The organism is Bacillus sp. SLBN-46 (assembly GCF_031453555.1).
GTDB lineage: Bacteria > Bacillota > Bacilli > Bacillales > Cytobacillaceae > Neobacillus.
This window is the reverse complement of sequence record NZ_JAVIZM010000001.1, coordinates 2,699,442-2,714,605: the sequence shown is the minus strand read 5'-3', so window position 1 is coordinate 2,714,605 and position 15,164 is coordinate 2,699,442. Positions and strand designations below refer to the sequence as shown.

The following is a 15,164-nucleotide window of genomic DNA, read 5'->3' as shown; positions in this document are numbered from 1 at the left end:
GTAAACCTTAATTATGGACCTTGGATTCATCAAAGACAGCATCCGTAATCATCTTTGTCATGATTTCAGCTAGTCTCATAACGACAAACAATCTTGTATTATTAAGTGATTGTGCGGGTGATAGCGGGTCCAGATAATTAACAATTGCTTTCAAATGATAATCCCCCACATTAGGTAAAGGTTTGTTTAAAGCCATTCCTGGAATAAACGGACCTTTCTTTAGCAAGATGTACCCTATTTGCCTTTCATCACCCAAACAGGCATCAATACCCAATATAAATGGCTCATGATGAGTTTGAAAAATACCCTTCATTATTTTCTTTATATTTAATGCGTGGACTGGTTCTTCTAATGTTCCATAAACAGGATAAGGAATTTTTCTATCTTTTAACATCGTACCCACAAGTGGCCCGAGTGAGTCTCCTGTTGAGCGATCGGAACCCACACATAAAATAATGATTGGATTGGAGGTGTTAGAAAACAATTCTTTCAATTTATTAACCATTTCTTGAAACTCAATTCCTTCAGTGGTCTGTTTAAGAGAATAATAATATGGCCTTTCATCCCTTTCAAACTTTTTTTTCTTACCATCAAAAGGCCACATACCCCATCCACCTCAGTTCTAGTTGTTTATTCTCTTCCTTTACAAATACTGCACGTTTTTCACTACACCGGTATTGTATATTCTTTATTTTATGATAAGTATGACAAAACCTGCTATATTCGTGTGAATAAAAATCAGTTAAAAACCCTAGTTCGTTCACAGCTTTGTAACATTTATAGCCTTATAGAGAACTAAACCATACATTTTTGCCAAGCTACCTCTTCACTAACCGGTCCAAAAAAGCAGAAAAGTCAGACTTTAAATTAAGAATCTGTTATACTAATAGTATCCCCAAAAATCAAGTAAGGGAAAAATACTTATTTGCTCTTGTTCCCCATATGTTCTTTTTTAAGAGATCTACAATTCATTGCAGGAGGTTTGCTATGTACAAGATTAAAGAAAAAGAAAAAATATTTATTTACACTGGACCAGATGGCTCTGGAAGAAAAACCATTGCCAAAATGGTGGCAACTGCGTTTGATATGGAAACTGTGCTCTCCTACACTACTCGTCCTCCCCGTCCTTATGAGAAAAATGGTGAAGACTACCATTTTATAAATGAAGAAGATTTCAAAAAAATGCAAGTAAACCACGAATTTCTAGAAAGTGTAGAAATAGATGGATTCTATTATGGTATTTGTGAACAGGACATTGTAAAAGCATTCGAGAATCATAATCTTGTTTATTTAACATTAAATCCTGAAGGTACAGAAAAATTGAAGAAGTTATATGGAGAACGAGTCATGCGTTTCTTCATTTTTGCAGATCGAGATACAGTTATTGAAAGACAAAAAGAACGCCAAGATCATACTGACGATATCAATCGTCATATGAGCCATTATGATGAAATTATGGCCTATAAATCAAGTTGTGAACATGCCTTTGAAAACTATGACCTACCACAAGTTTCTTTTCAGATTAGTGAAGTCATCGAAGCTTTTCTTGACAGAGGTTTTGAAGTAACCGATTATTAAGCAAATCATCACATAGGACCATTGAGAGGGATACATTATCCCAATTCTTCAAGGTCCTTTTTTACATGTATGGATATTCCATAAAACCCATTTCATTGATTTTTAACTTATGGAAGTACTATACTTATTTTTATTAAATTACAAGGAGGCAACTGATATGAAAAGCTTACACGATACTACCACATTACATAATGGTGTTGAAATGCCATGGTTTGGACTTGGTGTTTATAAAGTTCGCCAAGGAGAAGAAGCACTTCATGCTGTAAAACATGCTCTAAATGCTGGCTACAAAAGCATTGATACTGCTGCACTTTATGAAAATGAAGAAAGTGTAGGACAAGCCATTAAAGAGGCAGGTATTCCAAGGGAAGAGTTGTTTATAACTACAAAAGTGTGGAATTCAGATCAGCGGAATGATACCGTCCTTGAAGCATTTGAAACAAGCCTAAGTAAACTTGGTCTTGATTATGTTGATTTATATCTGGTTCACTGGCCTGTAAAGGAAAAGTATAAAGATACGTGGAAGGTTCTTGAAACATTATATAAAGAGGGCCGTGTGAGGGCAATTGGTGTCAGCAATTTTAATATCCACCATCTTGAAGATTTAATGTCTGTTGCTGAGATCAAACCAATGGTTAATCAGGTGGAATTACATCCCCTATTAGCACAGCCAGAATTGCGAGAATTTTGCATGAAGCATGAGATACAAATTGAGGCTTGGGCTCCTCTAGGACAAGGTCGTCTACTTGATCACCCTGTATTACAGGAAATTGCCTCAGCACACCATAAATCAATCGCACAAGTTATCTTGCGCTGGGATCTACAAAATAGAATTGTAACCATTCCAAAGTCAATCAAAGAAAGCAGAATTATCGAAAATGCTAATATTTTTGATTTTACGTTAAATGATAATGACATGGAGAAAATTAATGCACTAAACGAGAACAAGCGATTTGGAGCGGATCCGGACAATTTTGATTTCTAAAAAAGGTAAGAGGCTGACTGAGTCAGCCTCTTTTTGAATGACTTCAGCTGTTTTTATTTCATTGAAGTCGTATTCGAATTAGATGATGAGAACGTTTTTGTTGCTCGACTTATGAGAATGTTAGCTATAAGAAGCCCTAAAATAATTGCTACCACAATGGTAACAATAGAACCACTCATAGTTAATTTTACGGTCATTAGAAACAGAATTGAGATCGTTAGCATCGTCATTATCAAAACAGAATTCCATAGAATTCGATCTCTCACTTTTTCCAACAATCCTGCTGACGGGATCAACTCCGTCTCATCTATGGCACCATTTAAAATAGACTTTAACCTGCGCAAATTAATTATCGGCCCCATAAATGTCATAATAAGCAACAAAGCTAACGAAATGTCTACCCATGAATTCCCCCATCCCCACGAGGTGAATACCAAGTATAGCCCTGGGACTAAAATCAAAATCACGCTGAATGGAAGTAAGCCATCCAACTTAACCGCTAGGGCAGCCCAATTTCGTAAACCTTCCGTTTTTGTAGAATAAAGCATCGAAATCATAGCCAGTAAGGTAAAAGCTACGGCTACAAACATGATAACAGCCCCTAAAATATGTATAAATAATACAATGTTATATAACAAAACTCCTATTCCCCCTCTTGGTTTTTCTAATTTTAACATATTCATAATGTAAATAGAGGTATAATGTCCTACTTTTGTAAAAAATTTTTAAACTAAGCGGATTCATCAAAGTATATCAAGTACCACACTAATGATTGATTAGGAATTGGCTAAAACTAGGATTATTATGGTTCATATTCATTTTCTTAAACGAGCCAGATAATTGAAATTATGATTTAAAGGAGGAACTATGAAAGTAACGGACGTACTCGTACATTGCTTAGAAAATGAAGGTGTGGAATATGTGTTTGGCATCGTTGGTAAGGAATCGCTTGATCTAACTGATTCGTTATCAAAATCAAAACAAATTAAGTTCATAAATGTCAGGCACGAACAAGGTGCTGCATTTATGGCGGATGTATATGGCAGACTGTCAAAAAAAGTGGGTGTTTGTTTAGCGACATTGGGCCCAGGGGCTACAAATTTATTGACGGGTATTGCTAGCGCGCAGCTTGATCATTCACCTATGGTTGCATTAATTGGACAAGCTGGAGTGGATCGACTTCATAATGAATCACATCAATATTTAGATATAGTAAAAATAGTAGAGCCCACAACAAAATGGAGTACCCAAATCAAGGAAGCCCTGTCTGTACCTGTCGTTATTCGAAAAGCTTTCAGAATCGCAAAAATGGAGAAGCCGGGTTCGGTTGCCATTACATTTCCGGAGAACTTTTCTCCCCAAATGATTCACAACAGTCCCTTGCCGGTGACGCCTCTACCTGAAAGTATCCCTTTTTCAGAAGCAATTAAATCAGCTAAAACTTATATTCAAAAACATAGAAAACCCTTTATTATTATCGGAAACGGAGTACTTAGGCAAGATGCAATCTCAGAGCTTCAGACGTTTATCAATACCCTTCAATCGCCAGTTTCTCACAGCTTTATGGCAAAAGGTGCGTTAGATAAAGAGAACCCACTAAATTTTTTTACATTTGGATTTAATGAAAACGACATGGTTTTACGAGGCATTAATGAAGCTGACCTGCTAATTGTTATAGGTTTCGACTTTGTAGAAAAGCTGCCCAAGGATTGGAATGCTAACAAAATTCCCGTTTTACATATCGACAGCCTCCCTGCTGAAATAAATGAATTTTATCCTGTAGATTGTGAGTTGGTCGGAAATATACAGAAAACTCTTCAGTTACTGAATCAATTGGAAATTTCAGCTAAATCATGGGTACCTTCTGGCAATCTTAAGGAAGAAATAAAAAAAGCTTACCAAATAAGGAATAAACCTGAAAATCCTACTTCCGATCCATTAACCATTGAAAATGTTCTTCATATTATTGAAAGCCATACATTGGATACCACGATTGTAATTTCAGATGTTGGGTCTCATAAAGTTTCAATTGCTCGTACCTATCAACCTAAAATGCCAAATAGATGTATCATCTCAAACGGTCTTGCTTCAATGGGAATCGCATTACCAGGATCAATAGGAGCCAAACTTGCTTGTCCATCTGACCCCGTAATCTGTATTACTGGTGATGGTGGTGTGCTAATGAATTTTGCAGAAATTGAGACGGCTAAACGCCTTGGTCTCTCCTTTGTCATAATTGTTTTAAATGACTCGATGTTAAAACTTGAGGTGCAACAGATGGACAAAATGTTTGGAAAAAGTTATGGAGTAACCTTCCAGAATCCAAACTTCGTTCAATTAGCAGAAAGCTTTGGAATAAAAGGAAGAAGAGCAAGTAACCTCATTGAATTTGAGACCATACTCAAAGAAGAATTACAGTCTTTGGAGGGAATTGTCTTAATCGATATTGTCATGTGATTTGGAAGGTTATTTAGTGTCGGAGCTGCTTTTCATTTTTTCAAGAGGAGACTGACCATCATTATAACTGGTGCCATTGTCTTAACCTACTCCAGGGGATGTAACATCTTCAGAAATTAATTCTAAAAAAAACATAGGTTCCACCTCACATTAACTACAATATATTATAGTTTACTGTGAGTGGAACCTATGACTGCCCCATCACTTTTTATCATTCAAAGTCTTTGGACATGCACTATCCCTTATTCTTTAATAAAATTGACAAATCGTTCAATGACAACATCAAGAAATGAAAGTGTTGCTTCATCTATTAACTTTCCTGTTTCTTCATCAAACTTTGCGGATGCTTGATTAATTAGAATCTCATTGCCAACTGGCGGCAAAAGTTTTACCTGTAAGGCGGTTAAGATTTGACGCAAATGGAGCTGTGCACGTATAGTACCCATTATTCCAGTAGCCGCTCCCGCCGTCATTACTGGTTTTCCAATTAGCACTTTATCAACACGAGATAACCAATCTAGTGCATTTTTCAACACACCAGGAATAGACCAATTATATTCAGGGGTAATGATGATTACCCCGTCTGCTTCTTTTACCTTCCTCTTAAAGTCGATTACAGACTCAGGAGGATTGTTTTCAGTATCCTGATCATAATACGGGAGTAAGCCAAGGTCCAATATTTCTAAATCGAATGTTTGGCCGTGCCTCTCCTTAATAGTTGCTGCTAATTGCTTGTTATAAGAGCCCTTCCGCAAGCTTCCTACAATCGCTACTAATTTCATAATTGTTCACACCTTTGTATAGAATCATATTATGTAACATTTCGATTATAGAAAGAAAAAAATGAATATTCAATAAATGTGCCTAGCCTCTATTTCTTATTGAAAGCCTCTACAGATATAAATAAATCACTATAATATGTTTCAATTCTATTTATTAAAACTTCGTGTGCTTGAAATAACTCCATGGTATTCCGATTTAAACAACAGCCATCACAGACTTTTTTCCATGCTGGGGTTAACCATTCCTGAAGTGAACCTAATAATCGATTTTTCATTTTTACATGTTCAAATAGCAAGATGCTCCCTTCAGGCTTGCATACTCGTTTTAGTTCTAAGAGCGCCTTCTCTGGATTCGGAATCGTACAAAAGACGAGTGTTGCTACAACTGTATCAAAGGTATTATCTGCAAATGGCAGTTCCTCTGCACTTGCCTGGACTATTTCGATAGGGGTGGCCGCTTGTTGCATTTTGGATAGCGAACGTTCAATCATGTGCGGACTAGGTTCTATTGCAGTCACCTTTTCTATTCCTTTATAGAATCGGAAATTGATTCCAGTCCCTGCCCCTATTTCCAGGACATTCCCCTCTGCCTTTGAAATAAGTTCATTTCTTATCCTCTTAAACTTCTTTTTCTCAAGCGGATTCATAAAAAAGTCATACCAATTAGCAAATAAACGACTCAACAGACTCAACTCCAAAAATGTAAAATGTAATTCTATTATACTGTTTTTATATTTAAATGACTGACTTAATGGTTTAATAACTTACTCGAGTTAACAATATATCCCTAGTGTTAATAGTATGCTATCTTTAGTAAGAAGATAAATAGATATGTGAGGTGTTCATCCTTTGTCTCGAAAGGAAAAAGCAGTAATAATTGGTGGAGGGATTTCAGGAAAATTAGCAGCACGTGTGTTGTCTGATTTTTTCCAAGAGGTACTCATAATAGAACGGGATCAAAAACCAGAAGGACCTCTCCCAAGAAAAGGTGTTCCACAAGGGGAACATATACACGCACTTCTCCATGCGGGTGAATCCGGACTCGAATCCTTATTTCCAGGTATTACTGAAAAATTTTATTCAAGTGGTGCCATAAAAATAAATTCTACAAAAGATCTTGCATGGTTTCATCATGGTGTTTGGAAGCTACGATTTGATGGTGAATACTCCACTATTCTTCAAACACGTCCGCATCTAGAATGGCACATAGAACAATATATTAAGAGAATACCTAATGTAACAGTTCAGTACAACCAAGCGGTCCAGAACTTTTTATATAAGGAAAAAGAGAATATCATTGTTGGGGTTGAAGTTGTTGATAGGAGTGGCGATACAGAAAACATACTAGCAGACTTAGTAGTGGATGCTAGTGGGGTGAGCGGTATTACCTCTAAGTGGTTTGAAAAACTAGGAATACATATACCTGAAAAAAAGGCTAAAATAGGCTTAAGTTATATTAGTAGAACCTTTCAATTAGCTAACAATCATGACAGAGACTGGGCAATAAAAATTTTATACCCCAACCCTCCAGTAGAGAAAATGGGTGGTACCATCTCAAAAGTAGAAGGAAACCGTTTCCTCGTCACCATTAATGGCTACCATAATGTAATAGATGAAAAAGAAATCCTAAAAAACAATACCGGCTTTCTAGAACTCGCCAAAAAATTACCAAAACTAGATATTTATGAAGAAATTAAGGATGCTGTCCCTTTATCAAGCACCTCCATTTACCGCGTACCACAAATTGTTTGGAGACAATATCAACAAGTTAAACATTATCCAGAAGGACTTTTAGTTATTGGTGATACCATTTGCAGAATTGATCCTGTTTTTGGACAAGGCATGAGTATATCGATTTTAGAAGCACTTGCCCTGCAACGACTCTTTAAGAATAGTGACCATTCCATAAAAAAATTGGCAACTACGTTTCATAAACAGGCAGCGAGAATCATCTCTCCTATCTGGAATATGGTCATGACTGAAGATTTTCGCTATCCAGAAACAAAGGGAAAAAAGCCGATAGGACTCTTCATCCAACAATGGTATGCCAAAAATATCTTTCTTATTTCGTCGCAAAATCAATATGTTTATAACTCGTTATATAAAGTTATGAACCTTATTCATCCAATGACAACACTCATGCACCCTAGAATACTAAAAACTGTATTGAAACGGACTTTTGTTAAATAGAAAATGCTGCAGCCTGATACCAGACTGCAGCATTTTTAACTTTTCCATACCGAATCTATAAGACTTTCTCCATATAATATCGATCTTCCCCTACTCCGAACTCAGAGTATCTTGTTTCTTTAATTTCAAATCCTTCTTTTTCATATAAATTTACAGCAGGAAGGTTTTTCACACTAACAGTTAAGCAAACAACAGAAAACCCATCATTTTTCAGAATAGAACTTACTTCCTGCAAAAATATTTTTCCGACTCCCTTGCCTTTATAATCGGATCGAACATAATAGCCAAAGATATAGGCTTTATCGGGATTATTGTAATCTCTCATGCACTCGCAAACGGCCACAGGCCGTTCATCACTAGGTTGTTTATAAAATATGAGTTTTCCATAACGAGCTAAGGGAACAAGTGTCTGTTCATCAACGGCACCTGTACCTGGAAATGCATCAAGTTCAAGCTCCATCATCATTTTTTGTTCTTCAGGTGTTAATTTTTTTGGAATATCAATATAAAAATTCTTTTCAATAACTGTCATAACTTATACCTCCATGAATTCAGTATAATCTATATCTTTAAGAGGCCAGATTTTCTCTGGAATATTTTTATAAGAAAAATGCTTTAAATCATTCGATGCCACGCCTGGCGCATCGACATATATGACCTTACTAATTAATGGGTCAAAAGCTGCCCGAAAGTGATTTTTCACTTTTAAACCTAAAATAGAATAGGAGGTTGGCTCAATACCTATATGGCGAAACATTTCCGGGTCATTGGCTGACATTGGACGGCCGATGAGAAGAATATCCACTTCACCTGCTCTTATATAGGCTGCACCTTTCACATCCACTCGTAAATGTTGATTAAAAGGGCCGCTATTGTAAAAAATTCCATCTGAAAGAGCTAGCACCTTTGCAACTACTTGAACAGGCCTTCCAAACTCTGGAGAAATTTTACCTCCTAGGTCAAGCATGACCTCATTACCTACACCTGCCATCCTACATCTTTCAATCGATTCAGGGTCAGTCAATCCGCCAAATAACGTGTGTGGTTGATTCACGCTAATGAACTCTTCTAATAAAAGTGTCGTGTCTCCACTTCCACAGCTTAAAGGGTTATCAGAAATGTCAGCCAAGACAATAGGTTTTTGTTCCTTTAATGACAAAGCGTGCTTCATTCCCTCTTTAACTGTTGGAATCTGAATAATAAAATCATTGCGAAGGTCCCAAAATTTATTCGCTAATTCTCTAGCTGCCTTATCTGCGCTAGTTTGGTCATTTGCAATGACAAGAACACTAGCCCCCACCATCGGAATGTCGGAATACGGAAAACCGCCAAACACAGAAGCATTTTTAATAGAAGGTTCGCTCTCAAGTTGAAAAGCTAGTTCCACCAAAAGATGCATAGGCCCTTCTTCTGTACGCATGTTAATAGAAGGTGGCATCATGGGTAGCTTGATGAAAGAAGCGACATAGTTTTTTTGTTCTAATAAGACCTCGAGGAGTAATTTAGCTGCATTAACTCCTTGATTATACATATCAACATGGGGATAGGTTTTAAATCCGAAATGATAGGGAGTATGCTCTAACATTCTGGCACTTAGATTTGCATGCATATCTAAAGTCGTTGCAATTGGAATATCATTCCCCATAACTTTTCTAATTTCCCTTAACAGCTTCTCTTCAGGGTCAAAGAGGTCTTCTACGACCATTGCACCATGTAAAGCTAATAACAACCCGTCTAAATGGTCGGCCTTCTCTATTTCCGTTAGGATTTCATTTTCTATTAGCTGATAGGCTTCATTCGTCACGGGACCTGCTGGGGTTGCCGCAGCACATAGAATTGGAATAACTTCTATGTGCTCTTCCTTTGAAAGTACATCCAAAAAACCGCCTACTTCTGTTTTTGTTGCTGTATAGGCTGAAAAGATTTCGTCTTCTTTAAAAAATCCTTCATTATAAAATGCTTCAATATCCGTTTTTAAAGGAGCGAAACTATGAGATTCATGATAGAAAAAAGCGATTCCAACACGAAGCTTTTTCATTAAACATCTCCCTTTAATACAATCCTAATAGGTCGTATAAATTGATTTCCACTCTGTCATCACATCAAAAGCATGATGGGATACCTCGCGATGTCCGTTTCCCGATTGTTTCGTTCCACCGAATGCTACACCAAGTTCTGCGTTGGAAGTACCATTATTAATGTAAACTAACCCACTTTCAATTTCTTTTGCTCCACGATTTGCATAGTAAAGGCTGTTTGTAAACAATGAAGTCGATAGCCCATAAATGGTATCATTATTTACGTCGATCGCTTCTTCAAAACTATTAACTTCTATAAATGCTAAAACCGGACCGAAAATTTCTTCTTGTGCAACCACAGCCTCATTTTTTACATTACTTAAGATCGTAGGCTCATAGAAGTATCCTCTTTCACTTGCTAATCGTTTTCCGCCGCATTCTATCACAGCTCCCTGTTCAACAGCTAAGGCTACATATTTTTCAACCGTTTCTAGCTGCTGTTTATTGGTTAATGGACCAATGTCAATTCCTTGTTCAAGACCATTTCCTGCTTTTAGTTGTTGGGTTAGAGAAACAACTCTGTTGAGTAATTCATCCCTTACTTCTGATTCAACAATGACACGGCTAGCGGCTGTACATCTTTGCCCCGTTGTTGTAAACGCAGCCTTAACAATCGCTTCCGCTGCTAGTTTTAGATCTGCATCCTTCAATACGATAACAGCATTTTTGCCACCAAGCTCTAAAGCTACTCTTTTTAAAGTCTTGGCGGCTGTTTCTGATAGTTTAATCCCCACTTCCGTTGACCCGGTAAATGAGATGACCTTTACATCCTTATGTTCAGCCAGCTTAGCCCCAACTATACTTCCTGAACCAGTAATTAAGTTTAATACACCTTTTGGAAGTCCAATCTCATGGAAAATATCTGTAAAAATTTGTGCTGAAAGAGCAACTTCTGAGGCCGGCTTCCATACAACGGTATTCCCACTAATAAAAGCTGCTAATATTTTATAGCCAGCCAAGGAGACTGGGAAGTTCCAAGGTGTGATACAAGCGACAACACCCACCGGCTCACGAACCATCATAATATGGCGGTTTTCAGCACCCGCACCAACGGTTTCACCGAAAAGTCTTCTTCCCTCTCCAGCCATATATTTACAGGTTTCAATGACGACACCCACTTCACCAAGGGATTCAGCCAATACCTTTCCCATTTCCTGTGTCATCATTTGAGCTAAATGCTCCTTTTTCTCTTCAAACGCCTTAGCTGCTTTCCAGAGAAATTGTGCTCTCTCTGGCAGTGTAGTGTTCTTCCACTCTTTAAAAGCCAATCGAGCACTTTCTACCGCATCATCAACTTGTGAAGGTGTAGCTGCCGCACAATAGCCAACTACTTCCTCTGTCGCAGGGTTGATACTTTTAAAAAATTCCTGCTCCTCTTGTTGAATCCAAGATCCATTTATATACAATCCTTTTTTCTCAGCTTGTTGAATCATACCTTTCCCTCCTTATAGCGTTTCTTTAATAACCTTTTCCAAAATAGACAATCCCTCATTTAAATCATCTTCATTAATATTAAGCGGTAGCATTAACCTAATTGTTTGTCCCTGTACCCCGCAATTCATAATGAGAAGTTTTTGTTCTAAACACTTTTGCTTAATAATGGTAACAGCGTGGCTAGCAAAATCTTCATGAAATTCGATACCAATCATCATTCCTATTCCTCGAATTTCCCTTATTCCAGGTAGCCCTTCTAGAGAATCTTTTAATCTGGCTACTATGTTTGCTCCTAACTCCCAGCTTCGTTCGACTAGTTTTTCCTTTTCAATCACAGCAATATTTGCTAATGCTGCAGCACAGGAAATCGGGTTTCCACCAAAGGTTGACCCATGCCCTCCAACTGGCCATTTTTCGTGAAGCTCTCTACTCGCTACAATCGCACCAAGAGGCATTCCGCCCGAAAGAGCTTTCGCTAAAACCATAATGTCAGGAGTTACACCAGAATGCTCGGCTGCAAACATTTTTCCTGTTCGCCCAAAACCAGTTTGTACCTCATCAAAGATTAAGAGAATGCCATGTTTTTCTGTTATTTTTCTCAGTTCTTGGAGAAATTCAGCCGGGGCTGGGTAGTATCCTCCTTCACCAATCACAGGTTCAATCACAATAGCTGCCACTCGGGATGGATCAATCCGTAATTCAAAGATTTTTTGAAGCTGGTGCAAACAATAAGGAATAGTCTCTTCTACGTTCACACCCTTTAATTGTGATGGATATGGATAAGGAGCATGGTACACCTCTCCTAAAATAGGTTCATAGTTTTTCCGATATTTGGAGCTAGAGGCAGTAATAGCTGTTGCTCCAAGTGTTCTTCCATGAAATGAACCTTCAAAAGCAATGATTCCTGGTCTCCCGGTAGCAGCCCGTGCCAGTTTTAATGCTCCATCAATGGCTTCACCTCCGGAATTAGAAAAGAACACGGTATCTAAATTACCCGGTGTAATTTCAGCAAGTTTTTCTGCAAGATTAGCAGCTGATTCATAGTAACCATAGTTCAAACCGAAGTGAATAAATGACTCTGCTTGTTTCTTAATTGCTTGAACCATTGTATCATTGGCGTGCCCAACAGCATTTACAGCCACACCGGATACAAAATCAATGTATTCCTCTCCATCTGCCGTCCAAAATCTTGCACCCTTTGCTTTATCCACAACTAATTCTGTTACCCTCGTTAAAACTGGAGATAAATGTTTTTTAGCCTTTTCTTTAATTTCATCTGATTTATTTTGTAATTTCATACGTTATTTCCTCCTTTAATTCTTCTATAAAAATCTGTAAGGAATTTTCAAGAATTTTTACCATACCGTCGACCTCATCCGATGTTACAGTCAGCGGCGGAGATATTAACAAATGGTCTCCTAAATTTCCATTAAGCGATCCACTACCAGGGTAAAATACAGCACCAAGCTCCATTGCGATATTATTAATCCGTTCGGAAGCATGCAGCTTTTCTGGGAAAGGTGTTCCTACTTCTCCATCAGCAGCTAATTCAATTCCTACTAATAGCCCCTCTCCACGCACATCAAATATGATAGGACAGCGTTTTTTAAGGGCCAATAGCTGTTGTTTTAGATAATCTCCAACAACTTGGACGTTTTTTTAAAATCCCGTCTCGTTCATAAATAGTTAAAACAGAAAGACCTGCTGCAACAGAAACGGGATGGCCGCTGTAGGTGTAGCCATGAACAAACTTACCCTTACTGTTCTCTATTAGACTACCAACAATTCGATCATGTACAACCATGCCTGCTAAGGGAGCATAACCAGCAGAAACGCCCTTTCCGAACGTCATAATGTCAGGCGAAATTCCATAGTGTTGGATAGCAAAATCTTTCCCCGTTCTCCCAAAGCCTGTCATTACTTCATCCACTATGAGGACAATATTGTATTGATCGCAAATCTTTCGAATCTCTTTAAAATAGGCTTCAGGGGGACTGACAGCACCTAGCTGACTGCCTACAATGGGTTCAGCAATAAAGGCAGAGACATTATCTGGCCCAAGCTCCAAGATAACGCTTTCAATATCGCGAACACAGGACCAATTTTTCTTATTTTCACAGTCCTCTTTCTCTCTTTGATATGGACATCGCTTACAATTGGGGGAGTGAATATGGGTGAAATTTATTAGATTCGGTGTATAAACCTGACGACGTTTTATATCTCCACCCGCCGATAGGGATCCAAATGTGTTTCCGTGATAGGATTGCCATCTACCAATGACAATGTGTTTTTCAGGTCTTCCAGCATCCTTATGAAATTGCCTAGCTAGCTTAATGGCACTTTCATTAGCTTCCGACCCACCACTAGTAAAATAAACTTTATTCAATGATTGAGGTGCTAGTTTTGCAATTTTCTCAGCAAGTTTAAACAATACCTCTGTTTCAAATCTCATCGTGTGTACAAAGGCTGCCTTTTTTGCCTGAAGAGCCATGGCCTCGGCAATTTCTTCCACACCATGGCCTAAGTTCGCTGCGACTGCTCCTGAGCAGGCATCCATGTATCTTTTTCCATTCTCATCATATAGATAGATCCCCTTACCATGCGTGATAATAGGATACATTTTAGAAAAGTCCCTATGGAACACATAATCTTCTATTTCCTCTCTCATGACCAGTCCACCACCATTTTTTATGGCTTTATAAAGTTATTCTATAACCTTCTATACTTAAAGCATCTATCTGAACCAAGTTGTTCTGATATACGACTAGCTGTCTCGAGTAGAAGACGTTTGAATTCTATTTGTTTTTCTTCAACATAATGATGTTCAGGGCCAGAAAGAGATATCCCGGCAACGACTTCGTTCGAATAATCGTAGATAGGTGCAGCAATGGCAGCTTCCCCTATGGTTAGTTCTCCCCTAGATTCTGCATAACCTTGGTGTCGAATTTTTTCAAGTTCATTTATTAATAAGTCTCGGTGAGATATCGTTTGTGGTGTAAAGGATGGTAAATCATGAGAGATGAGGGATGAGATTAAGTCTGTTGGTAGATGAGCTAAGATGACTTTTGATAATGCCCCTCCGTATACGGGCAGGCTCTGTCCCACTTTAATTCCCATAAAAAAGCTTTTAAAGGATTCAATATTGATTAGACATAGGACCTTTCCTTGGTCATATACACTTAGGTTGCAATTCTGTGAGGTATTATTGGAAAGTTCTTGAAGATAGGGCATTGCTGTTTGAACTAGATCTAGTCCTCTCACAACTATTCCGCCTAATCGAACAAATTGCTTACTTAGTTTGTACCTACTAGAAATAGGGTCTTGCTCGATATACCCTCTTGCCATCATCGTTTGAATAAATCGATGGATAGTGGCTAATGATAAAGAAGTTCTTGACGAAATCTCTGTTAAAGTTAATTCCGAATATTCTAGTGTAAATGCTTCAATAATATCGAATGCTCTTTCCAATGCACGGATATTTTGATTTTTTTCTTTGTCCATTCCTATCACCCCAAACATTTTTTACAGCGGGTTTAAACTTTCCACCTAGTGGAAATATTGTTTTCACTTTCTTAACCTATTATATTATTAAGAAAAATTAATAGTCAATATTTTTTAAAAATTATAAAAAGTCGGCATTTTTGCCGACTTTTTATAATT

15 protein-coding genes are annotated in these 15,164 nt (G+C 37.8%); 4 read left to right on the top strand and 11 right to left on the bottom strand.

The window, feature by feature from the left end; translation table 11 throughout:
* Positions 1-7: 7 nt before the first annotated feature.
* A complete protein-coding gene (gene yyaC, locus QFZ87_RS14000; RefSeq protein ID WP_309862269.1) occupies positions 8-604 on the bottom strand; it encodes a spore protease YyaC in 597 nt (198 codons plus the stop codon).
* A 383-nt stretch (positions 605-987) separates the two neighbouring features.
* Here yyaC and QFZ87_RS13995 point away from each other — a divergent pair, with 383 nt between their 5' ends.
* Both QFZ87_RS13995 and QFZ87_RS13990 read left to right on the top strand, forming a co-directional pair.
* Entirely contained in the window at positions 988-1,578 is a 591-nt protein-coding gene (locus QFZ87_RS13995; RefSeq protein WP_309862267.1) for a guanylate kinase, read from the top strand.
* A 157-nt stretch (positions 1,579-1,735) separates the two neighbouring features.
* Complete coding sequence (locus tag QFZ87_RS13990; RefSeq protein WP_309862264.1) at positions 1,736-2,563, top strand: aldo/keto reductase; 828 nt, start codon at positions 1,736-1,738, stop codon at positions 2,561-2,563.
* A 53-nt stretch (positions 2,564-2,616) separates the two neighbouring features.
* Here QFZ87_RS13990 and QFZ87_RS13985 read toward each other — a convergent pair whose 3' ends face one another.
* The gene (locus tag QFZ87_RS13985; RefSeq protein ID WP_309862262.1) at positions 2,617-3,240 is read right to left on the bottom strand and encodes a hypothetical protein; all 624 of its coding nucleotides are present in this window, start codon (positions 3,238-3,240) and stop codon (positions 2,617-2,619) included.
* Between the two features lie 190 nt (positions 3,241-3,430).
* On the opposite strand from QFZ87_RS13985, the gene QFZ87_RS13980 reads away from it, so the two are divergent.
* Positions 3,431-5,020: an acetolactate synthase large subunit gene (locus QFZ87_RS13980; protein ID WP_309862261.1), complete on the top strand. Its 1,590-nt coding sequence runs from the start codon at positions 3,431-3,433 to the stop codon at positions 5,018-5,020.
* 242 nt (positions 5,021-5,262) lie between these two features.
* Here QFZ87_RS13980 and QFZ87_RS13975 read toward each other — a convergent pair whose 3' ends face one another.
* Both QFZ87_RS13975 and QFZ87_RS13970 read right to left on the bottom strand, forming a co-directional pair.
* The gene (locus QFZ87_RS13975; protein ID WP_309862258.1) at positions 5,263-5,802 is read right to left on the bottom strand and encodes an NADPH-dependent FMN reductase; all 540 of its coding nucleotides are present in this window, start codon (positions 5,800-5,802) and stop codon (positions 5,263-5,265) included.
* Positions 5,803-5,891: 89 nt separating this feature from the next.
* Entirely contained in the window at positions 5,892-6,485 is a 594-nt protein-coding gene (locus QFZ87_RS13970) for a class I SAM-dependent methyltransferase (RefSeq protein WP_309862256.1), read from the bottom strand.
* A 166-nt stretch (positions 6,486-6,651) separates the two neighbouring features.
* Here QFZ87_RS13970 and QFZ87_RS13965 point away from each other — a divergent pair, with 166 nt between their 5' ends.
* On the top strand, positions 6,652-7,992 hold the full coding sequence (locus QFZ87_RS13965; protein ID WP_309862254.1) for an FAD-dependent oxidoreductase: 1,341 nt from the start codon (positions 6,652-6,654) through the stop codon (positions 7,990-7,992).
* Positions 7,993-8,047: 55 nt separating this feature from the next.
* Here QFZ87_RS13965 and QFZ87_RS13960 read toward each other — a convergent pair whose 3' ends face one another.
* Genes QFZ87_RS13960 through QFZ87_RS13930 form a run of 7 tightly spaced genes read right to left on the bottom strand, consistent with a single transcriptional unit; the run spans position 8,048 to position 15,005 of the window.
* Positions 8,048-8,524: a GNAT family N-acetyltransferase gene (locus tag QFZ87_RS13960; protein ID WP_309862252.1), complete on the bottom strand. Its 477-nt coding sequence runs from the start codon at positions 8,522-8,524 to the stop codon at positions 8,048-8,050.
* Positions 8,525-8,527: 3 nt separating this feature from the next.
* The gene (locus QFZ87_RS13955; RefSeq protein WP_309862250.1) at positions 8,528-10,030 is read right to left on the bottom strand and encodes a M81 family metallopeptidase; all 1,503 of its coding nucleotides are present in this window, start codon (positions 10,028-10,030) and stop codon (positions 8,528-8,530) included.
* A 24-nt stretch (positions 10,031-10,054) separates the two neighbouring features.
* Positions 10,055-11,503: an aldehyde dehydrogenase family protein gene (locus QFZ87_RS13950; RefSeq protein ID WP_309862248.1), complete on the bottom strand. Its 1,449-nt coding sequence runs from the start codon at positions 11,501-11,503 to the stop codon at positions 10,055-10,057.
* A gap of 12 nt (positions 11,504-11,515) precedes the next feature.
* Positions 11,516-12,802 (bottom strand): aspartate aminotransferase family protein, encoded by a 1,287-nt coding sequence (locus QFZ87_RS13945; RefSeq protein WP_309862247.1) that lies wholly within the window; start codon positions 12,800-12,802, stop codon positions 11,516-11,518.
* Complete coding sequence (locus QFZ87_RS13940) at positions 12,786-13,121, bottom strand: PLP-dependent aminotransferase family protein (RefSeq protein ID WP_309862245.1); 336 nt, start codon at positions 13,119-13,121, stop codon at positions 12,786-12,788. The genes QFZ87_RS13945 and QFZ87_RS13940 overlap by 17 nt, the downstream gene beginning before the upstream one ends.
* Entirely contained in the window at positions 13,111-14,172 is a 1,062-nt protein-coding gene (locus QFZ87_RS13935; RefSeq protein ID WP_309862243.1) for an aminotransferase family protein, read from the bottom strand. Before QFZ87_RS13935 ends, QFZ87_RS13940 begins: the two co-directional genes overlap by 11 nt.
* A gap of 41 nt (positions 14,173-14,213) precedes the next feature.
* Positions 14,214-15,005, bottom strand: coding sequence for an IclR family transcriptional regulator (locus QFZ87_RS13930; RefSeq protein ID WP_309862241.1), 792 nt, complete (start codon positions 15,003-15,005; stop codon positions 14,214-14,216).
* Between the last annotated feature and the right edge of the window lie 159 nt (positions 15,006-15,164).